This window comes from Aeromonas sp. NJAU223, from assembly GCF_051125555.1.
In the GTDB taxonomy this organism is placed as follows: domain Bacteria; phylum Pseudomonadota; class Gammaproteobacteria; order Enterobacterales; family Aeromonadaceae; genus Aeromonas; species Aeromonas veronii_G.
The window spans coordinates 3,453,057-3,473,657 of the sequence record NZ_CP144204.1 but is presented as its reverse complement, the minus strand read 5'-3'; the positions used below and the strand labels follow the sequence as shown (position 1 = coordinate 3,473,657).

The 20,601-nt window shown below is 64.5% G+C and carries 21 protein-coding genes; 20 read left to right on the top strand and 1 reads right to left on the bottom strand.

What is annotated here, in order from left to right; translation table 11 throughout:
• Nucleotides 1-6: 6 nt before the first annotated feature.
• The 13 genes from VZC39_RS15760 (at nt 7) to VZC39_RS15700 (ending at nt 13,332) form a co-directional block, all read left to right on the top strand.
• Complete coding sequence (locus VZC39_RS15760; protein WP_434663771.1) at nt 7-573, top strand: hypothetical protein; 567 nt, start codon at nt 7-9, stop codon at nt 571-573.
• Complete coding sequence (locus tag VZC39_RS15755) at nt 570-2,000, top strand: AMP-binding protein (protein ID WP_434663768.1); 1,431 nt, start codon at nt 570-572, stop codon at nt 1,998-2,000. Before VZC39_RS15760 ends, VZC39_RS15755 begins: the two co-directional genes overlap by 4 nt.
• Entirely contained in the window at nt 1,991-2,341 is a 351-nt protein-coding gene (locus VZC39_RS15750; protein WP_434663767.1) for a 3-hydroxyacyl-ACP dehydratase FabZ family protein, read from the top strand. The genes VZC39_RS15755 and VZC39_RS15750 overlap by 10 nt, the downstream gene beginning before the upstream one ends.
• Nucleotides 2,338-4,023, top strand: coding sequence for a glycosyltransferase family 2 protein (locus VZC39_RS15745; protein ID WP_349922538.1), 1,686 nt, complete (start codon nt 2,338-2,340; stop codon nt 4,021-4,023). The genes VZC39_RS15750 and VZC39_RS15745 overlap by 4 nt, the downstream gene beginning before the upstream one ends.
• Nucleotides 4,013-5,584, top strand: a complete 1,572-nt coding sequence (locus tag VZC39_RS15740; protein WP_349922536.1) for an HAL/PAL/TAL family ammonia-lyase — start codon at nt 4,013-4,015, stop codon at nt 5,582-5,584. The genes VZC39_RS15745 and VZC39_RS15740 overlap by 11 nt, the downstream gene beginning before the upstream one ends.
• The gene (locus VZC39_RS15735; protein ID WP_349919273.1) at nt 5,574-5,999 is read left to right on the top strand and encodes an acyl-CoA thioesterase; all 426 of its coding nucleotides are present in this window, start codon (nt 5,574-5,576) and stop codon (nt 5,997-5,999) included. Before VZC39_RS15740 ends, VZC39_RS15735 begins: the two co-directional genes overlap by 11 nt.
• 11 nt (nt 6,000-6,010) lie before the next feature.
• Nucleotides 6,011-6,637 (top strand): outer membrane lipoprotein carrier protein LolA, encoded by a 627-nt coding sequence (locus VZC39_RS15730; RefSeq protein WP_434476199.1) that lies wholly within the window; start codon nt 6,011-6,013, stop codon nt 6,635-6,637.
• On the top strand, nt 6,627-8,972 hold the full coding sequence (locus VZC39_RS15725; RefSeq protein WP_434663762.1) for an MMPL family transporter: 2,346 nt from the start codon (nt 6,627-6,629) through the stop codon (nt 8,970-8,972). Before VZC39_RS15730 ends, VZC39_RS15725 begins: the two co-directional genes overlap by 11 nt.
• Before the next feature lie 29 nt (nt 8,973-9,001).
• On the top strand, nt 9,002-9,571 hold the full coding sequence (locus VZC39_RS15720; RefSeq protein WP_434663759.1) for a DUF3261 domain-containing protein: 570 nt from the start codon (nt 9,002-9,004) through the stop codon (nt 9,569-9,571).
• Nucleotides 9,568-10,806: a beta-ketoacyl-[acyl-carrier-protein] synthase family protein gene (locus tag VZC39_RS15715; protein ID WP_434663756.1), complete on the top strand. Its 1,239-nt coding sequence runs from the start codon at nt 9,568-9,570 to the stop codon at nt 10,804-10,806. Before VZC39_RS15720 ends, VZC39_RS15715 begins: the two co-directional genes overlap by 4 nt.
• Nucleotides 10,803-11,252, top strand: a complete 450-nt coding sequence (locus VZC39_RS15710) for a hotdog family protein (RefSeq protein WP_349919266.1) — start codon at nt 10,803-10,805, stop codon at nt 11,250-11,252. Before VZC39_RS15715 ends, VZC39_RS15710 begins: the two co-directional genes overlap by 4 nt.
• Nucleotides 11,253-11,327: 75 nt before the next feature.
• A complete protein-coding gene (locus VZC39_RS15705; RefSeq protein WP_349919265.1) occupies nt 11,328-12,053 on the top strand; it encodes a 3-ketoacyl-ACP reductase FabG2 in 726 nt (241 codons plus the stop codon).
• Between the two features lie 52 nt (nt 12,054-12,105).
• A complete protein-coding gene (locus VZC39_RS15700) occupies nt 12,106-13,332 on the top strand; it encodes a beta-ketoacyl-ACP synthase (RefSeq protein ID WP_434663752.1) in 1,227 nt (408 codons plus the stop codon).
• Between the two features lie 69 nt (nt 13,333-13,401).
• On the opposite strand, the gene mog is transcribed toward VZC39_RS15700, so the two are convergent.
• The gene (gene mog, locus VZC39_RS15695) at nt 13,402-13,932 is read right to left on the bottom strand and encodes a molybdopterin adenylyltransferase (RefSeq protein ID WP_434663749.1); all 531 of its coding nucleotides are present in this window, start codon (nt 13,930-13,932) and stop codon (nt 13,402-13,404) included.
• Nucleotides 13,933-14,331: 399 nt separating this feature from the next.
• Between mog and VZC39_RS15690 the strand changes: the two genes are divergently transcribed.
• The 7 genes from VZC39_RS15690 (at nt 14,332) to proX (ending at nt 20,571) form a co-directional block, all read left to right on the top strand.
• Entirely contained in the window at nt 14,332-14,670 is a 339-nt protein-coding gene (locus VZC39_RS15690) for a DUF3135 domain-containing protein (RefSeq protein ID WP_434663746.1), read from the top strand.
• A gap of 211 nt (nt 14,671-14,881) precedes the next feature.
• On the top strand, nt 14,882-15,697 hold the full coding sequence (locus VZC39_RS15685; RefSeq protein WP_434663743.1) for a threonine/serine exporter family protein: 816 nt from the start codon (nt 14,882-14,884) through the stop codon (nt 15,695-15,697).
• Nucleotides 15,698-15,758: 61 nt separating this feature from the next.
• On the top strand, nt 15,759-16,226 hold the full coding sequence (locus tag VZC39_RS15680; RefSeq protein WP_434663741.1) for a threonine/serine exporter family protein: 468 nt from the start codon (nt 15,759-15,761) through the stop codon (nt 16,224-16,226).
• A 23-nt stretch (nt 16,227-16,249) separates the two neighbouring features.
• A complete protein-coding gene (folA, locus tag VZC39_RS15675; protein WP_434663738.1) occupies nt 16,250-16,741 on the top strand; it encodes a type 3 dihydrofolate reductase in 492 nt (163 codons plus the stop codon).
• 499 nt (nt 16,742-17,240) lie between these two features.
• Complete coding sequence (proV, locus tag VZC39_RS15670; protein WP_434663736.1) at nt 17,241-18,437, top strand: glycine betaine/L-proline ABC transporter ATP-binding protein ProV; 1,197 nt, start codon at nt 17,241-17,243, stop codon at nt 18,435-18,437.
• Nucleotides 18,434-19,588, top strand: a complete 1,155-nt coding sequence (gene proW / locus VZC39_RS15665) for a glycine betaine/L-proline ABC transporter permease ProW (RefSeq protein ID WP_434663733.1) — start codon at nt 18,434-18,436, stop codon at nt 19,586-19,588. The genes proV and proW overlap by 4 nt, the downstream gene beginning before the upstream one ends.
• On the top strand, nt 19,585-20,571 hold the full coding sequence (gene proX, locus VZC39_RS15660) for a glycine betaine/L-proline ABC transporter substrate-binding protein ProX (protein ID WP_349919253.1): 987 nt from the start codon (nt 19,585-19,587) through the stop codon (nt 20,569-20,571). The genes proW and proX overlap by 4 nt, the downstream gene beginning before the upstream one ends.
• Nucleotides 20,572-20,601 lie beyond the last annotated feature (30 nt).

Here is a 20,601-nt window from a genome sequence, read left to right as displayed (position 1 = left end):
GTTGCCATGATGCGCCTGCTCTCCTTGCTGGCAGGGACCCTGCTGCTGGCTTATCCCCTTGCCGTCTATCGGGGGCTGACCCATTGGGGCAGTTCCGCCCTGCTCGGCATCCTGCTGGTGACCTTCGCCCTGCGACTGCTGCCCGGGCTCTCCCCCGTGCGGGAGTGGCTGCTGCTTGGTCGCCTGCTGGCCTGTGTCGGTCTGGTACTGACGGCCTTGAGTGCCTTCTTCTCGGCCCAGCACTGGCTGCTCTACTATCCCATCGCGGTCTCGCTGGCCCTGCTCGGCCTGTTTGGCTGGAGCCTGACCCAGCCCATGAGTCTGGTGGAGCGGCTCGCCCGATTGCAGGATCCCGATCTGCCGCCAGCCGGGGTGCGCTACACCCGCACCGTGACCAAGGTGTGGTGCGGCTTCTTCGTGCTCAACGGCTCTCTGGCTGCCGCCACCGTCTGGTACGGGGATCTCGCCATCTGGAGCCTCTATAACGGCCTCGTCAGCTATCTGCTGATGGGGCTGCTGATGGGGGGGGAGTATCTGGTGCGCCTGCGGGTCAAGCGGAGCTTCGCCTCATGACCGGTCAGGAGAGCCTGCTCGCCGCCATCTGGGGACGAGGGGATGACGAACCGGTGGCCTTCGGGCCACAGGGAGAGGTGCGCTTTGGCGAGCTGCGCCAGGGAACCGAAGCGCTGGCCCGGCGGCTCGCCGCTCTGCCAGCCCGGCGCTGGGCACTCTGCTTCGAAGACAGCCTGCTGTTTGCCCAGGCGCTGCTCGCCTGTGCCCTGACCGGGCGAGAGGCCATACTGCCCGGCCATCAGCGCCCGGCGGCCCTGGCGGAGCTGGGTCACGGCTTCGATGCTGTGTTGACCGACAGCCAGACGCTGGGGGAGGGCAGCAGCATACCCTGGTTGCAATTGCCCCTCTCACGGGAGGATGAGCAACCCGCAGCCCCCTGGCCCGCCCCCCTGGCCTTGCAACTGACCCTGTTCACTTCGGGCTCCACCGGCGAACCCAAGGCGATCCCCAAGGCGTGGCACCAGTTGGACGCCGAACTGCGGGTGCTGATCGCGCTCTGGAGCGAACCACTGCGCGGGGCGCGCCTGCTGGCGAGCGTCTCCCACCAGCACATCTATGGCCTGCTGTTTCGCATTCTGTTGCCCCTGGTCCTGCGCATTCCCTTCGCCCGCACCCTGACCCTCTACCCGGAGCAGCTGAACAACCAGCGAGACCGCTGGGCGCTGATCGCGTCCCCGGCCTTTCTGAGTCGCCTCGATCCCGCCCTGCCGGCCGTTGGCTGCGCTCTGGTGGTCTCCTCCGGCGGGCCGCTGGCGCTGGCGGATGCAACCCGCACGCAAGCGCTGCTGGGACAACTGCCCGTGGAAGTCTTTGGCAGCAGCGAGACCGGCGGCATCGCCTGGCGTCAGAGCGCACAGCCAGAGACTCCCTGGCAACCCATGCCGGGCATTCGCGTGGCGCCCGGAGCCGGGGATTGCCTGCTGCTTCACTCCCCCTATCTGCCGGACGATGAGCCGCTGCTTTGCGCCGATCGCATCCGATTGTGCGAGTCCGGCTTTCACCTGCTGGGGCGCGGGGACCGGGTGGTCAAAATTGAAGAAAAACGGGTCTCCCTCGACGAGGTGGAGGCGCGCCTGCAGGCCCAGCCCTGGGTGCAGCAGGCGGCGGTGTTGCCGTTGATGCAGGCGGGCCGGCAGCAGCTCGGCGCCGTGCTGGTATTGACGGAGCAAGGGCTGGAGCAGTGGCAGACGCTGGGGCCCGGCCGCTTCCTCATTGCCCTGCGGGAGCGGCTCAGACCCTGGCTCGAACCGGTCGCCCTGCCGCGCCGGCTGCGTCTGCTGCCGGACTTGCCCCTCAACAGTCAGGGGAAACGCCCCTGGGGGCAGTTGAAAGCGCTATTTGATAAAGATTTTGTTGATGTTCATGCCGAAAAATCTGGTCCTGAGCAGATGAATCACTCACTCAGGGGATCCAAACCATGCCAATGACGGGGTTGCCCAGCCTCATCGAGCAGCGATGGCAGGACGATGTCCTGGTGCTGCGCCTGTCCCTCGACCCCGATCTGCCCTGGTTTCGTGGCCACTTCCCGGGGGCGCCCCTGCTGCCCGGCGTGGTGCAGGTGCACTGGGCCATGCACTATGGTCGTCAGTTGCCCGGCCTGGTCGGCGAGTTCGGTGGCATGAGTCAGTTGAAGTTCCAGCGCCCGCTGCGCCCCGGCCAGGAGTGCGAGCTGCATCTCTGCTGGCTGGCGGACAAGGGCCAGCTGGTGTTCAGCTACCGGCTCGGGGATGAGGTCGCCAGCAGCGGCCGGGTGAAGCTATGTCCTTGAATCCCTGCCTCATCATCCCCTGCTACAACCATTCGACCCCCCTGGCCGGCGTGCTGACGGGGCTCAAATCCCTGGGGCTGCCCTGCCTGCTTGTCGACGATGGCAGCGAGCCCGCCGCTGCCGCCGCGCTGGATGCCCTGGCCGCCACTCACGGTGACTGGGTCAGTCTGCTGCGCCATGACCGGAATCAGGGCAAGGGCGTCGCCGTGACCACAGGGCTCATGGCTGCGAGGGCGCGGGGCTTCAGTCATGGCGTGCAGATAGATGCCGACGGCCAGCACGATCTGTCTGATGTGCCGCGCCTGCTGGCCGAAGCCGCCCGCCAGCCCGATGCCCTCGTCTCGGGACGCCCCATCTATGACGACTCCGTCCCCAAGGGGCGCCTCTATGGCCGTTACATCACCCATGTCTGGGTCTGGATAGAGACCCTCTCGTTCACCATCGCGGACAGCATGTGCGGCTTTCGGGTCTATCCCTTGGCGACCAGTTGCGCCCTGCTCGATGAGGTGCGCCTCGGCCGGCGCATGGATTTCGACACCGAGGTGATGGTGCGTCTCTACTGGCGCGGGGTGCCCATGCGCTTCGTGCCGACCCGGGTCATTTATCCGGCGGACGGCAGTTCCCACTTTCGGCTCTGGCGGGACAATCTCGACATCTCCTGGATGCACACCCGACTGGTGTGCCGCCTGCTCTGGGATGGGTTGTGCAAGCTGCCAGGCCTCCCGGCCCGGCTCTGGCAACAGGGCAGGCGGCACTGGTCGCGCACCCCGGAGCGGGGCTCGCTGCTGGGCCTTCAGATCATGCTGGCCAGCTATCGGCTGCTGGGTCGACGGGGCTTCCAGGCGCTGCTCTACCCCGTCATCGGCTATTTCTGGCTGACCGGCCGCCGCCAGCGGGCGGCCTCCGAGCAATATCTGGCTCGGCTCGAGGCTTTCGCCGCCGGGCAGGGAGTGAGCCTGCCCTCCGAGCCTAGGTCCAGCTTTCGCCACTTCCTGCGTTTTGGGGGGGCGGCGCTGGACAAGCTGGCGGGCTGGCGCGGCGATATTCCCCGTGAGGAGATCGAACTGGTGGGGCGCGAGCACCACGAGGCGGCGCTCGCCAGCGGACGCGGCCTGCTGTTGCTCGGCTCCCACCTCGGGGATCTGGAGCTGTGCCGGGCGCTCGGCACCCAGGGGGGGCAAGTGCCCATCAATGCCCTGGTGTTCACCCGCCATGCGGCCCGCTTCAACGCTCTGCTCAAGCAGGTCAATCCGGACTCCGGCATCAACCTCATCCAGGTGCAGGAGATGGGGGCCGACACCGCCATCCTGCTCAAGGAGAAGATAGAGGCGGGGGAGTGGGTGGTGATCGTCGGGGACCGCACCTCGGTGACCCGGGAGAAGCGGGTGGTCTGGGCCGATTTTCTCGGGGCTCCCGCCCCATTCCCGCTGGGGCCCTTCGCCCTGGCAAGCGTCCTGGCCTGCCCCGTCTACCTGATGTTCGGGCTCAAGGAGCAGGGGCGCTTTCGCGTCCATTTCGAGCCCTTCGCCGAGCGGCTGTCGCTACCCCGCGCCACGCGGGAGGCGGCACTGCGCCGCTGGGTGCAGGCCTATGCCGACCGCCTGCAGCACCATTGCCTGCATGCGCCGCTGGACTGGTTCAACTTCTTCGATTTTTGGCAGCTAACCCATGATGAACAGTGATACTCCATCTCCCCAGGTCACCTTCGGCGCAGACAGGCTCACCATAGAACAGGTGGTGGCCCTGGCCGAGGGGCGTGCCCGTCCCGTTCTCAACCCGGATCCCGCCTTCATGGCCCGGGTGCAGCGCGGCGCCGACTTCCTCGATCGCCTGCTGGCGGAAGAGGGGGTCATCTACGGGGTGACCACGGGCTATGGCGACTCCGTGACCCGGGCCGTGCCGCCCGCCCTGGTGGCCGAGCTGCCCCTGCATCTGACCCGTTTCCACGGCTGTGGCCTCGGCAACGATCTGAGTCTTGAGGCGGGCCGTGCCGTGCTGGCCACGCGCCTCTGCTCCCTGGCGCAGGGGGTCTCCGGGGTCAGTCCGGCCCTCCTGGAGCGGCTCTGCTGGCTGCTGGAGCAGGATCTCATCCCGCGCATTCCGGAGGAGGGGTCGGTCGGTGCCAGCGGCGATCTCACCCCGCTCTCCTATGTGGCCGCCGTGCTGGTGGGGGAGCGGGAGCTCTATCGGGACGGCCAGCTCGCCAGTACCGCCGACGTCTATGACGCGCTCGGCGTGCCCCCCCTGCGATTGCGCCCGAAAGAGGGGCTGGCCCTGATGAACGGTACCTCGGTCATGACGGCGCTGGCCTGCCTCGCCTACGCCCGTACCGAATACCTGATGAAGCTGGCGACCCGGATCACCGCCCTGGTGAGCGTCGCCATGGAGGGCAATGCCTTCCACTTCGACGAGCGGCTGTTCGCGGCCAAGCCCCATCCCGGCATGCAGGAGGTCGCCGCCTGGCTGCGCGCCGATCTGCAAAGCGGTGAGCTGCCGCGCCACAGCGACCGCTTGCAAGACCGCTACTCCCTGCGCTGCGCCCCCCACGTCATCGGCGTGGTGGCCGACAGCCTGCCCTGGTGGCGTCAGCTCATCGAAAACGAACTCAACAGCGCCAACGACAATCCCCTCATCGATGGCGACTTCGAGCACGTGATGCACGGCGGTCACTTCTACGGCGGCCACATCGCCATGGCCATGGACAGCATGAAGACGGCGGTGGCGAACCTCGCCGATCTGCTCGACCGCCAGCTGGCCCAGCTGGTGGATACCAAGTTCAACGGCGGCCTGCCGAGCAACCTCTCCGGTGCCAGCGGCGAGCGGCGCATGATCAACCACGGCTTCAAGGCGGTGCAGATCGGCGTCTCCGCCTGGACCGCAGAGGCTCTCAAATTAACCATGCCCGCCAGCGTCTTCTCCCGCTCCACCGAGTGTCACAACCAGGACAAGGTGAGCATGGGCACCATAGCGGCGCGGGATGCGTTGCGGGTGCTGACCCTGACCGAGCAGGTGGGGGCCGCCTGCCTGCTGGCGGTGGTGCAAGGGGTGGAGCTGCGCCTCGGCTTGCAGCGGTGCGCCCTGGATACCCTGAGCCCGTCCCTGAGAGAGATGGTGCTGGCGGTGCGGGAAGATCACCCGGCCCTGGTGGAAGACAGGCCGCTGGAGCAGGAGCTCAGGGCCCTGATAGCCCGGCTGCAGGCCCGTCATTACGATCTCTACAAGGAGACCTCGGATGCAGAGTGAACCCTGGATGATCAGCCACAGCATAGAGGTGGAGATCCCGTTCCACGACGTGGACATGATGAGGGTGGCCTGGCATGGCCACTATGTACGCTATATCGAGCTGGCCCGCTGCGCCCTGCTCGAGCAGATCGACTACAACTACCCGCAGATGGAGGCGTCCGGTTATCACTGGCCCATCATCGATCTGCGCCTCAAGTACATGGCCCCCCTGCGCTTTGGCCAGAAGGTGCGGGTCGAGGCGCGGCTGTGCGAATACCAGAACCGCCTCAAGATCGAGTACCAGCTGTTCGATGTGGCAAGCGGCGCGCGCACCAGCAAGGGCTACAGCATCCAGGTGGCGGTGAACAAGGAGAGCGGCGAGATGTGCCTCGCCTCCCCGCGGGTCCTGCTGGACAAGCTGGGGGTGGCGGAGTGAGGGCTCGCTGGATGCAGGGGGTGCGAGGCGGGCTCTGGGCCTGTCTGCTGCTGTTGACGGGGATGGCGCAGGCCGCTTCCATGACCCAGACCCATGTCATGACCCAGACAGAGGTGCGTGAGCTGCTGAGTGCGGAGCCTGCCCAGCGCGCGCATTTCGCGCAGGAGAAACAGGTGGCCGGGCTGGCCCAGCCCCTGAAATCCAGCGGTAAGCTGCTGCTGGTACGGGGGCAGGGGCTCTGGTGGCATCAGCAGCAGCCCTTCGAACTGGCACTGAGCCTGACTGACCAACGCATGAGCCAGCAGGTCGGTCAGGGACCGGTCCAGGTGATCGACAATCCCCAGTTGCTCGAATTCAGCGGCATGATGCTGGCCTTGTTCGGCTCGGATGAGCAGGGGCTCGCCCGCTATTTCTCCCTCGATTTCCAGTCTGATGAACAGGGCTGGACCCTGGTGCTGACCCCCTTGTCCTCCCCTCTCGACAAGGTCTTTGCCAGTCTCACCCTGAGCGGTGGCCAGCAGCTGGACCGCCTGGTGATCGCCGATCGGCAGGGGGACGAGACCCGTATTCATTTCTCAGACTGGCAGCGGGTGACGCTGCCCCTGTCTGCCGAGGAGCACGCCCATTTTGCCCCCTGAGCCGCAAGCCGATGCCCGCACGGGGCCTGTGACGGGCTGGCGCGAATCGACCTGGCGCAGGCTCTCCCATGGCTGGCTGCTGCTCAGCCTGCTGGCGCTGGGGCTGCTCGGCTGGCAGCTCTCCCACAGTCGCATCAACACCAGCCTGATGGATCTGCTGCCCCACGAGGAGCGCTCCACGCTGGATCCGGCCCTGCGCGGGGGCTTGCTGCGCCAGCTCGACAAGCAACTGGTCTGGATGCTGAGCCTGCCGGCGGGGCAGGAGGGGCGCGCCGCGGCGCAGGAGTGGGTCCAGGCTCTGGCCGCCCTGCCCGAACTCGGCGCGGTGCGTGGCGCTCAACCCGAGCTGGCCCCGGCCTGGCAACATTTCACCTACGACTATGCCTGGCAGCGCCTCGATGAGCAGAGCCGGGCCCGCCTGGCGGCGGGGCCCGACGGCTGGAGCCAGTGGGTGCTCGGCCAGATCTACAGCCCCTTCGGGGGAGTCTCCCGTACCGAGTGGCAGGCCGACCCCCTGTTGTTGACCCGCGCCGGTGTGCAGGGGCAGGGGGGGAGCGCCATGCGCCTCGATCACGACTGGCTGATGAGCCAGGGTGAGGACGGGCGGCAGTGGTTCATGGTGCGAGCCGAGCTGGATCTGTCGGCCTTCGATCTCTCCCGCAACGCCGACCTGCTCGCCCGCCTCGGGGCGGCGGAGCAGAGCCTCAAGGCCCGTTATCCCGGGCTGGAGTTGCTGCGTCGCGGCACCCTCTTCTATAGCCAGCACGCCAGCCAGCTAGCCCAGGCGGACATCTCCACCATAGGGATAGGTTCCATGGTCGGGGTCGTGCTGCTGATGTGGCTGGCGTTTCGCTCCCTGCGGGCGATCGCCCTCTCCTTGCTGCCCATCGTCATCGGCCTCGGCTGGGGGGTGCTGGCCGTGCTGCTCTGGTTTGGGGAGGTGCACCTCTTCACCCTGGTCATCAGCACCAGCCTCATCGGCATCGCCATCGACTACGGCATCCACTTCCTGACCGAGCGACGCCTGCACGGAGGCAGCGAGCGTCCCCACCAGACCCGTGCCAAGCTGCTGCCGAGCCTCTGGATGGCCCTGCTGACCACGCTGGTCGGATACGGGCTGCTCTGGCTGGCCCCCTTCCCGGGGTTGCAGCAGATGGCGCTATGCGCCCTCGCGGGCCTCCTGGCGGCCCTCATCACAGTGCTCTGCCTGTTCCCGCTCTGGCTGGGGGAGCTGCCTGCGCGTGAGCCCCGCAGCCTGGCGCTGATGGGTCGCTGGCTCGACGGGTGGCGTGAGCGCCCCTGCCTGCGCTGGGGTCTGCCGCTGCTCGTGCTGGTGCTGGTCGTGGCGGGGCTCGGCCGGTTGCAGATCGATGACGATATTGCCCGTTTGCAACCCCTGCCCGTCGAGTTGCAGGGGCAGGAGCGGGCGATCCAGCGTCTCACCGGTCAGCAGGGCGGCATGTCGGGTTTTCTGGTGACGGCGGCAGACGGGGAGACGGCATTGCAGCGGCTGGAGGCCCTGACCGGGCAACTGACACAGGCCAAGGCAGAGGGGAAGCTGACGGGGTTCGTCTCCCTGGCGCAGTGGTTGCCCTCTCTGGCGCAGCAGCGGGCGGATCATGCCGCCCTCACCGCCTTGCAGCCCCAGGTGGTGGCGCGGCTCAATCAGGCCGGGGTACCGGTCAAGGCCGAGCCTCGCCCCTGGCATCCCCTGACCCCGGAGTTCTGGCTGGCCAGCCCGGTCAGCGAGGGCAGCCGGTTGCTGTGGCACACCCTGCCGGATGGCCGGGTAGCGCTCTGGCTGCCGGTGCACGGGGTGACGGATAGCGCCGCCGTGGCGGGGCTGGCCAGCACTGAGAACGGTGTCTTCTGGCAGGATCAGCGCAGCCAGTGGAGCCAGCTGTTCGCCCACTATCGCATCAAGCTGGCCGAGCTGCTGTTTGCGGCCATCGCCCTGGTGGGGTTGCTGCTCTGGTGGCGGCTCGGCTGGCGCAAGAGCGCCCGGATCCTGCTGGTCAACGCACTGGCCCTGGGGGCCGGACTGGCGCTGCTCGCCGCCTGCGGCCAGCCCCTGACCCTGTTCGGGGTGCTGGCGCTCAGCCTCATCTTCGGGATCGGCATCGACTACGGGCTGTTTTTCGCCCACAGCGGCGAAGAGCCAGGCCGTCAGCGCTCGACCCTGTTTGCCATCCTGCTCGCCAATCTGACCACCCAGCTCTCGTTCGGTCTGCTGGCCCTGAGCCACACCCCGGCCATCGCTGGCTTCGGTCTGGTGCTGAGCGGCGGCATCTTCACCGCCTTCCTGCTCTCACCCCTGGTGCTGGAGCGCCGATGAGTCCCCCTTTACAACCCATGGGAGCCACGATGAAGACGTTTCTGCCCCTGCTGTTTGCTCTCCTGCTCGGTGCCTGCGCCAGCACCCCTGTGCCCGAGAATCGCGCCTACCTGACTCCGGACACCAGCCTGGTGCTGCCGGCGCCACAGCGCGACCAGCCCCTCTATCGCCAGCAACTGCTGAGCACCCATGGCAAGGGCGGGGAACACCAGCTGCTGACCGTGCTGGAGGCGGATGGCCACAGGCTCACCCTGGTGGGGCTGACCCCGAGCGGGATCCGGCTGTTTCGACTGAGTTATGATGGCAAGACCATCCACACCGAGCAGCTCTCCAGCCTGCTCGGTGGCGCCGCCCTGCCGCCGGTGGCCCAGGTGCTCGCCGACGTGATGATGAGTTATTGGCCCGTCGCCGCCTGGCACGCGCAACTGCCCAGGGGGTGGCAACTGGCGGATGAGGGCATGGTGCGGCGTCTGACGGATCCCGGTGGCCGGCTGGTGAGCGAAATCCACTATCGCCTGATGGCGGGGGAGCGGGAACCGGTGCAGCTCATCCAGTACGCCTTCGATTATCAATTGCAGATGCAGAGGCTGACACCATGAGTCCGAACGCGAACCCCGCACCGTCGGCCGCCCCCTGTCATATCCAGGCCTATGGCCTTGTCTGCGCCCTGGGGGAGGGGAAGGCCGAGGTCGGTGCGGCGCTGGCCGCCTGGCAGCACGCCGGCCTCACCCCGCTGGATGACGAGCGGTGTGCCCTCAGCGATGGCCGGCTCACGCCCGTCGGTCGGGTCGGGGCCACGCTGCCCGCCATCTCCCAGGCGCTATCGGCCTATGATTCTCGCAACAACCGTCTGCTGCTGGCGGCCCTTGCACAGATCCGGCCTGCCCTCGATGCACTGAGGGCCGGACTGGCGCCGGATCGCATCGCCATCGTGCTCGGCACCAGCACCTCGGGGATCGCCGAGGCGCAGGAGGCGGTAGCCGCCCATCAGGCCGCCGAGCCCCTGCCGGGGGCGTTCGATTACCGCCAGCAGGAATTGGGCTCGCCGAGCGAATTCCTGGCTCGCCATCTGGCCATCACGGGGCCTGCCTACACCCTCTCCACCGCCTGCTCATCGAGCGCCCGCGCCTTCATCAGCGGGCAGCGCCTGCTGGCCGCGGGGCTCGCGGACATGGTCATCGTCGGCGGGGCGGACAGCCTGTGCGGCCTGACCCTGAACGGTTTCGACAGTCTGGAATCCCTGAGCCTCGAGCGTTGCCGCCCCTTTGGGGCAGAGCGGCGGGGCATCAACATCGGGGAGGGTGCCGCCCTCTTCCTGCTGACCCGGGAGCGGGCCGGGCTCGCCCTGCTCGGGGCCGGCGAATCTTCCGATGCCTGGCACATCTCGGCGCCCCACCCGGAGGGAACGGGGGCCGAGGCCGCGATGCGGATGGCCCTGCAGCAGGGGGGGATGGCGCCCCGGGCGCTCGATTACGTCAACCTGCACGGCACCGCGACCCGTCTCAATGACGAGATGGAGAGCAAGGCGCTGGCCCGCTTGTTCGGGGAGGAGGAAACTGTCCTCTGCAGCTCCACCAAGATGCTGATCGGCCACACCCTGGGGGCGGCGGGGGCCATCGAGGCGGCGCTCTGCTGCCTGTTGATGGAGCAGGGGCTGCCGGCGCCCCGGCAGGGGGAGGCGCAGGATCCGGCCCTGACGCCGATCCGGCTGGCGCAGGGGGATCCTGCGTCCAGGCCGCTCACCCGGGTGCTGTCCAACTCCTTTGCCTTCGGCGGCAACAACGTCAGCCTGCTGCTGGGCCTTATCGAACCACACGAAGGGAGTCCATCATGAGTGACATCACCCTGGCAGCACTGCTGCCCCATCAGGCCCCCATGTTGTTGCTGGATCGACTGCTCGAGTATCAGGGCAACCGGGTACGCTGCGAGACCCGGGTCGGTGAGCGTCAGGCACTGCTGCTCGACGAACAGGGCAATCTGCCCGCCTGGGTCGGCCTGGAGCTGATGGCCCAGACCATCGCCGCCTGGGCGGGAATGCGGGGGCGGGAGCGCGGGGAGCCGGTGCGCATCGGCATGTTGCTCGGCAGTCGTCAGTATCAGTGCCAGCTGGCCCGTTTTGCCGCCGGTGAATGCCTCGTCATCGAGGCGGAGTGCCTGCTGGAAGATAACGGCATGGCCAGTTTCGAGTGCCGGATCGGAAATGGGGAGCAACGCTACGCCGAGGCGAGGCTCAGCACCTATCTGCCGAGTGAGGCGGAGCTGAAGGCGCTGCTTGGTTGATGTTTCTCTGATCGCTTTCGCTGTAGAGATAGGCAAAGGCAGTCGGAATCTCTGTTTTTTAAAGAAGGATTGAACATGAATTCCACCGTATTGGTGACCGGGGCCAGCAAGGGCATAGGTCGCGCCATCGCCCTGAAGCTGGCCGCCGATGGTTTTCACATCGTGGTGCACTATCACGGGGATCGGGGCGGCGCCGAGCAGACCCTGGCCGAGATCCTGGCGGCGGGGGGGCAGGGGCGGCTCATCCAGTTCGATATCTCGGACAGGGAGCAGTGCCGCAGCCGCCTCGAGTCCGACATCGAGGCGCACGGCGCCTACTACGGGGTGGTCTCCAACGCCGGGGTGATCCGGGATGGGGCCTTCCCGGCCCTGACCGACGACGATTGGGACGGCGTGCTGCACACCAATCTCGATGGCTTCTACAACCTGCTCAAACCCTGCATCATGCCGATGATAGGGCTGCGCCGGGGTGGTCGCATCGTCACCCTGTCGTCGGTCTCCGGCATCATGGGCAACCGGGGACAGGTCAATTACAGCGCCGCCAAGGCGGGTATCATCGGGGCCAGCAAGGCCCTGGCCCTGGAGCTGGCCAAACGCAAGATCACCGTCAACTGCGTGGCCCCCGGCCTCATCGATACCGGCATGGTCAACGCCGAGGTGGAGGCCGAGGCTTTGAAGATGATCCCGCTCAAACGGATGGGGCAGGCCGACGAAGTCGCGGGCCTGGTCTCCTACCTGATGTCGGACATCGCAGGCTATGTCACCCGCCAGGTCATCTCGATCAACGGTGGCCTGATATGAGTGGAAACATCAACACCGTGGATCATCGGAAACAGCAGGAAGGGAGAGCAGTATGAAGCGTGTCGTCGTCACCGGCATGGCCGGGGTGACCGCCTTTGGCAACGATTGGCAAAGCGTAGGGCCTCGCCTCAAGGATGAGCGCAACGCCGTGCGGGAGATGCCCGAGTGGGGCGTCTATGAGGGGCTCAATACCCGGCTGGCAGCCCCGATCCCGGACTTCTCCCTGCCGACCCACTACCCGCGCAAGAAGACCCGGGCCATGGGGCGGGTCTCCGAGCTCGCGACCGTGGCCACCGAGCTGGCCCTGACGCGGGCCGGTCTCATCGATCATCCGGTGCTGGCCGACGGGCGTACCGGCATCGCCTATGGCTCCTCCATCGGCAGCACGGCCCCTATCAGCGCCTTTGGCGCCATGCTCAATGACAAGACCACCGCCAACATCACGGCCACCACCTATGTGCAGATGATGCCTCACACGGCGGCGGTGAACACCGGCCTCTTCTTCGGCCTGCGGGGCCGGGTCATCCCCACCTCCAGCGCCTGCACCTCGGGCAGCCAGGGCATCGGCTATGCCTATGAGGCGATCAAGCACGGCTATCAGGACGTGATGGTGGCGGGGGGGGCCGAGGAGCTCTGCCCGTCCGAGGCCGTGGTGTTCGATACCCTGTTCGCCACCAGCCTGATGAACGACAGCCCTTCCCTGAGTCCCAAGCCCTTTGACAAGGACAGGGATGGATTGGTGATCGGGGAAGGGGCGGGGACCCTTGTCCTGGAGGAGCTGGAGCACGCCAGGGCGCGCGGGGCCCACATCATCGCCGAGCTGGTGGGCTTTGCCACCAACTGTGACGCGGCCCATGTGACCCAGCCCCAGCAGGAGACCATGCAGCTCTGCATGGCGCTGGCGCTGGCGGATGCGGGTCTCGAGCCCAAAGACATCGGCTACATCAGCGCTCACGGCACCGCCACCGAGCGGGGCGACATCGCCGAGAGCCATGCCACATCGGCCCTGTTTGGCGATAGCACCCCCATCTCTTCTCTCAAGAGCTACTTCGGCCATACGCTCGGGGCCTGCGGCGCCATCGAGGCCTGGTTGTCGCTGGAGATGATGGCGGAGGGCTGGTTCGCCCCGACCCTCAACCTGAACGAGCCGGACCCCGCCTGCGCCCCGCTGGATCACGTTCGCAGCGGCGGCCGGGTGCTGGATGTGGAGTATCTGATGTCCAACAACTTCGCCTTTGGCGGCATCAATACCTCCCTCATCTTCAAGCGCTGGGCCTGACCGAGAGAGCGGTGATGAGTTCATGAAAAAGGCGCCTCGAGGCGCCTTGTTCATATGGAGTGAGGGTCTTTATTTCTTGGGTCTAAATGGCTTGATGATGCTCTCGTCGCATTCGAGATAGGGGCCGTCCATCAGATCGATGCAGTAGGGGATGGCGGGGAAGACCGCATCCAGACACTCGCGGATGGACTTGGGTTTGCCCGGCAGATTGACGATGAGGGTGTTGCCGCGCAGGCCGGCGGTCTGGCGGGAGAGAATGGCGGTCGGCACGAATTTGAGGGATTCCGCCCGCATCAGCTCGCCAAAGCCCGGCATCATGCGATCGCACACCGCCTCCGTGGCTTCCGGGGTCACATCCCGCTTGGCCGGGCCAGTGCCCCCCGTGGTGACGATGAGGCAGCAGGACTCCTCGTCGGCCAGCTGGCTCAGGGTCGCCTCTATCTCTGGCTGTTCGTCCGGGATGAGGCGATAGACAGGCTCCCACTCCGAGGTCAGATAGGCACCCAGGGTCTCGATGATGGCCTTGCCGGAGAGATCTTCATATATGCCTGCGCTGGCGCGATCGCTGACGGTGACGATGCCTATGCGTGCCTTGCTCATGGTCTGCCCTTCGTGCTGTGTAAAGTGGTAAATAAAATAACATAATCAGTGGGATATGTTAAATCCTCCCGGATGTGGCCACGCGAGGGCACAGGCCGATTCGAATGAAAACAGTGTCTCTCGTACCGGCCATTCAGTAATAAGCCGGCAGACAAACGGGCGCAAAATTTCTAAAAAAAAGCAATTTAGTCAGGTATGAGTAATTGCCTGAATCCTAACGAATAAATGAATTCCCTTCCCCTCATCTGCGGATTTTTATCCGCAATCGGACTCCTGTGACTCGGTGCAAACTGAACCAGGATCCCGCCGCTCTTATATAACCTTTCTTACGGACAGTGAATTTATGTGCTGAGCGTAGTTTGGATGTGTCACACATGAGGCCTCTGGCCAGGAGAGCATATGGAGCTGCCAGATTTCGATACCCTGAAACACTGGGCCCTCGTGGAGCCGGAGCGGCTCGATGCCCTGCTGCACCAGCAGATAGACACCCTGATCGAACAGGTAGGGCCCGATCGGCAGCGGCGGTTGCGGGGTCTGCAATTTCGCATCGATTGCCAGCGCAAGCTGGCGAAGAACAATCTGGACAGCTGCATCCGGATTGCCAACATGATGCATGAATCCTTCTATGCCATGCGCAGCCAGATCAATCATCTGCAGGAAGAGTCATTATTGACCGGTGAATATGAAAAACCGGCGAATAATGTCATCCGGCTCGCCGAATATCGCCGGGATAAATAACACATCGATATTTTCATTATTCATCTCATTTTATTTAATCCCGCAAGCCATCACATGTTAATCAAGGTGATGGCTTGTTTGTTATTTGCTGCAAACAGGCTGCGCCGTTGAAATAAATAAGCCGATAACGGTTTCGCGGGTGGATATATATGGATGAAACAAGTCGCTGGAGTAAGATGAGGGTTCGGTTAATTTTTTACGACTCAAGGGAATGATGAGAAGTATTACACCAAGACGGGTGTTGTCGCCGGAACAGCAGACAGAGATCACCCGCATTATCGTCAAGGTGGGCCAGTTGATGGGCCAGCATGGTGCCGAGGCGCGGCTCATCGAGCAGACCACGGTGCGACTCGGCCTGGCACTGGGGCTCGAGAGCGTGGAGATGGCGCTCTCCGCCGGTGCCATCGTCCTGACCAGCCTCTATCAGGGGCACTGTGTCACCACCACCCGCCGGGTGCTGGATCGGGGCATCAACATGCAGGTGGTGTGCGAAGTGCAGCGCCTGTGCATCCTGGCGGAGAAGGAGTTGATCGGTGCGCGGGAAGTGCGCCAGCGGCTCGATGCCATCAAGCCGTTCCACTATCACCCCTGGCTGGTGGTCCCCATGGTGGGGCTCTCCTGCGGGGCCTTCAGCCTGCTGTTCGGGGGAGACTGGCCCATCTTCCTGGTGACCTTCCTTGCCTCCGCGGTGGCGATGCGGGTACGCCAGCTGATGGCCCATCACCATCACAGCCCCCTCATCAACTTTGCCGTGACCGGCTTCGTCGCCACCCTGCTCGCCTCCAGCGCCACCTACTTCGGCTGGGGGGATCAACCCTACCTCGCCATGGCGGCCAGCGTGCTGCTGCTGGTGCCGGGTTTCCCCTTGATCAACGCCGTCTCCGACATGGTGAAAGGCTACTTCAACATGGGGCTGGCCCGTTGGGGCATGGCGACCCTGCTCACCGTCAGCGCCGTGATCGGCATAGTGCTGGCCATGTCGGTGACCGGTATCTGGGGCTGGAAGCTGTGGTGGGATTCCATATGACATCTCACCAGAACAGACCTGCCCGTGTCGTCGTTCAGTCGGCTCAGAGGGGGGAGACATCATGATGGATCTGTTGTTGCTGCTGTTGCAGGATGCATTCTGGTCGGCCATCCCGGCGGTGGGCTTTGCCATGATGTTCAACGTGCCACCGCGGATGCTGAAATACTGCGCCATGGGGGGAGCGCTAGCCCACAGCCTGCGCACCCTGCTCATCCACCACGGCATGCCCATCGAGTGGGCCACCCTGGCAGCCTCCACCACGGTGGGCTTTGTCTGCGTCTATTGGTCGAAGCGCCTGCTGGCACCCCGGCCGGTGTTCAGCGTCGCCTCCATCATCCCCATGATCCCGGGAACCTATGCGTTCAAGACCATGATCGCCGTGGTGGAGCTCAATATCTCCGGGGTGACCACCGAGCTTATCCACCATGCGGTGACGAACGGCCTCAAGGTGCTGTTTATCGTGGGGGCCCTCAGTTTCGGTTTGGCGATCCCTTCTCTGGTCGTGTACCGTAACCGGCCCATCGTCTGAGACAGGTTGCGAGGAACCAACCCATGAAGATTTCCATGATTGCCGCCATGGCCCGGGACCAGGTGATCGGCAAGGACAACCAGATGCCCTGGCACATGCCCGCCGACCTGGCCCACTTCAAGCGGGTGACCCTCGGCAAGCCGGTGCTGATGGGGCGCAAGACCTTCGAGTCCATCGGCCGCCCCCTGCCAGGGCGCCGCAACCTGGTGATCAGCCGCAATCCCGACTATCGCGCCGACGGGGTGGAGATGGTGGATTCGGTGGAGGCGGCCCTGAGTCGTCTTCAGGAAGAGGGAATCGAGGAGCTGATGGTCATCGGGGGAGGCTATCTCTATGGCCAGCTGCTGCCCAGGGCGGATCGCCTCTACCTGACCCGCATCGATCTGGCCGTGGAGGGGGACACCTGTTTCCCGACCTTCTCGGATGCCGACTGGGTGAAACTGGAGAGCGAGCCTCATGATCCCGATGAGAAGAATCCCCATCCCTATTGCTTCGAGACCTGGCAGCGCCGCTAGCCCGCGTCGAACCTGATCAGCCCCTCCCCGTGCGAGGGGCTTTTTTTCGCCTGTCACCCCGCGCCAGAGCGCCTCTCATCGGGCCCGGTCCTGAACTTGGTGCAGCCTTTCACTCCAGGCGTATTTGTCACCACAAATACATGCTCATTGCTGTCAAAAAATGATTCGTTATGTAACTAATTTTGTCGACGGCAACCAGCCTGACGGCATTCCCCTGTGCTTGCTCGATTTTCAAGAAAACACTGGAATTTCCCCCATTTTTATCAGTGTTATAATTGATTTCATTGTCAGTTAATCGTTTCTATACCCAAGGCAGCTCCTATCTGTTGAATTTTTGTTTCATAAAATAATCGTTTTAAATCAATTGCTTGTGCTCGCGCCTTTTTGTTGAGACTCTTATGGTTCTTTTTTGTTTCTCGATTTTTGTTTAGTGTTGAAAGTAATTAATTCCCGTCCGGCTGCAGGAACAGCAAGCGGTCGGCCATAAAAAAAGGACAGTATGACAGTCAAGCTTGAGGTCAAATCACTCTATAAAATCTTTGGTGAACACCCGGAAAAGGTATTCAAGTTGCTGGCGAAAGGGCACGACCGCGCCAGCATTTTACAAAAGACCGGCCAGACCCTGGGGGTGCAGGATGTCAATCTTGCCATCCAGGAGGGGGAGATCTTCGTGGTGATGGGTCTGTCCGGCTCGGGCAAGTCCACTCTGGTAAGGCTCTTCAACCGGTTGATCGAACCGACCCGCGGCCAGGTACTCATCGACGGTGAAGACATCGCCGCCATTTCGGATGCGGATCTGCGCCAGGTGCGGCGCAAGAAGATCAGCATGGTATTCCAGTCCTTCGCCCTGATGCCCCACCTGAGCGTGCTGGAAAATACCGCCTTCGGGCTGGAGCTGGCCGGGGTGCCGCTGGCCGAGCGCCAGCAGAGCGCCCGTCAGGCGCTTCATCAGGTCGGGCTGGGGCAGTGGATTGATGCCTATCCCGACGCCCTCTCCGGCGGCATGAAACAGCGGGTCGGGTTGGCCAGAGCCCTGGCGAACGATCCGGATATATTGCTGATGGATGAGGCTTTCTCCGCGCTGGATCCATTGATCCGCACGGAAATGCAGGATGAACTGCTGAAACTGCAGGGAAGTCAGCAAAGAACCATCGTCTTCATCTCCCACGATCTGGACGAAGCGATGCGCATCGGCGATCGCATCGCCATCATGCAGGACGGTCAGGTGGTGCAGGTCGGCACCCCGGACGAGATCCTGAACCAGCCCGCCAACGACTATGTTCGCGCCTTCTTTCGCGGGGTGGATCTGGCCAATGTGTTCAGCGCCCGGGACGTGGCGAGCCGCAAGCAGGTACCCCTCATCAAGAAGCACACCACGGACGGGCCGGGCAATGCCCTGCGACAGCTCAAGGAGCTGGAGCGGGAGTTTGGCTATGTGGTGGATCGCAGCCGCCACTTCCTCGGCGTCGTTTCGGTGGAATCCTTAAGTCAGGCGGTCAGCAGCAAGGGCAGCCTGGAGCAAGCCCTGCTGGCGGACATCCAGCCCATCCTGGCCGATACCCCCCTCAATGAACTCATCAGCCAGGTGGCCGCCGCTCCCTGCCAGGTGCCCGTGGTCGAATCGGATGGCCGCTATCTGGGGCTCATCTCCAAGGCCAATCTGCTCAACACCCTGGACAGGAGTACCCCGGCATGAATCTCATCCCTTCCCGCCATCTGCTGGCCGCCTTGCTGGCCCTGCTGTGTCTGGCAAGTACCCCGGCCCTGGCCGATGAAGCCGCAACCGATCCCTGGGGGACCACCGAGGTGACCACGGAGGCCGCGAGCGATCCCTGGGGCGATACCGCCACCGAGGCGGCCGATTGGCAAACCCAGATCGCCAGCCCGCAGGCCGAGGCGTCCATCGACTGGCTGGATCCTTTCCAGCAGGCCCTGGTACCACTGGATACCTGGGTCGAGGGGGCCATCGGCTGGCTGGTGGCCAACCTGCGTCCTCTGTTCCAGCTCATTCGCGCCCCGGTGGAGCTGACGCTCAATGGCATGACGCATCTGCTGCAATCCGTGCCCTCGGCCCTGATGATCGGTTTGCTGACCCTGGTGGCCTGGCAACTGGTCAACGGACGCATGGCGCTGGGCACGCTGATCTCGCTGATCGGGATAGGTCTCATCGGTGCCTGGTCTGACGCCATGGTGACCCTCTCCCTGGTGCTGACCTCGCTCTTCTTCTGCATTCTGATAGGCTTGCCGGTCGGCATTCTGCTGGCGCGCAGCGAACGGCTGTCGAGCTGGACCCGGCCCCTGCTGGATGCCATGCAGACCACCCCGGCGTTTGTCTATCTCATCCCCATCGTCATGCTGTTTGGCATCGGCAACGTGCCCGGGGTGGTGGTGACCGTCATCTTCGCCCTGCCGCCGATGATCCGGTTGACCATGCTGGGCATTCGCCAGGTGCCTGCGGATCTGGTGGAGGCAGCCCACTCCTTCGGGGCCAGCCCCTCCCAGCTGCTGTTCAAGGTACAACTGCCGCTGGCCATGCCTACCATCATGGCCGGGGTCAACCAGACCCTGATGCTGGCCCTCTCCATGGTGGTCATCGCCTCCATGATCGCGGTCGGCGGTCTCGGTCAGATGGTGTTGCGGGGCATAGGCCGCCTCGACATGGGGCTCGCCTCCATCGGCGGCCTCGGCATCGTGTTGCTGGCCATCGTGCTGGATCGTCTGACCCAGGCCATGGGGCAGCCGGATCGCGGCCGGAGTGGCCGCTGGTATCAACGGGGCCCGGTGGCCCTGCTGCTGCGACTGTGCGGTCGCAGCCCATCCATTCATCGTAAAGGAGTTACCTCATGAGACCCATCACCACCAGTCTGACCCTGGGTGCCCTGCTACTGAGTTCGGTCGCCGTGGCCAGTCCCGAGATGCCGGGGGAGGGGGTCAAGGTGCAACCCTTGCAAAGCTCCCTGCCGGAAGAGGCGTTCCAAAGCGTGCTGGTCAGCAAGCTGATGGAACGGCTCGGCTATGATGTCCAGCCGGCGCAAGAGGTGGATTACAACGTGGCCTATGCCTCGGTCGCCCAGGGGGATGGCACCTTCCTCGCCTTCAACTGGGTGCCGCTGCAGGATGGCAAGTATGAGCAGGTCGGGGGAGACAAGGTGTTCTTCCGTCAGGGCACCTATGTGAGCGGTGCGGCCCAGGGTTATCTCATCGACAAGAAGACGGCGACCCAGTACGGCATCACCAACCTGGGTCAGCTCAAGGATCCCAAGCTGGCGGCGCTGTTTGACAGCGACGGGGACGGCAAGGCCGACCTCATCGGTTGCAACCCGGGCTGGGGTTGTGAAGAGGCGATCAATCATCATCTCGACGAGTTCGGGTTGACCCCGACCATCACCCACAAGCAGGGCAATTATGCGGCCCTGATTGCCGACACTCTGGCCCGCTACCAGAGCGGCAAGCCGGTGCTCTACTACACCTGGACGCCGTACTGGCTCAGCAGCGAGCTGGTGCCGGGGCGGGATGTGGTCTGGCTGGAGACGCCCGCCGATGCCAAGGATGCGGCCAAGACCCGGCTGCCAAACGGCAAGAACTACGGCTTTGCCGTCAACAGCATGCACATAGTGGCGAACAAGGCCTTTGCCGAGGCGAACCCGGCGGCGGCCAAGCTGTTCTCCATCGTCAAGCTGCCGCTCAATGACATCAACATCCAGAATGGCCTGATGAACAAGGGACAGAACAAGCCGGTGGATGTGGAGCGTCATGCGGACGCCTGGCTCAAGGGGCATGAGGCCGAGGTCAACGGCTGGCTGGCCGAGGCGCGCGCCGCCGCAAAATAAGCGGGTGGGCAGGCTGACACCTGCCCATTC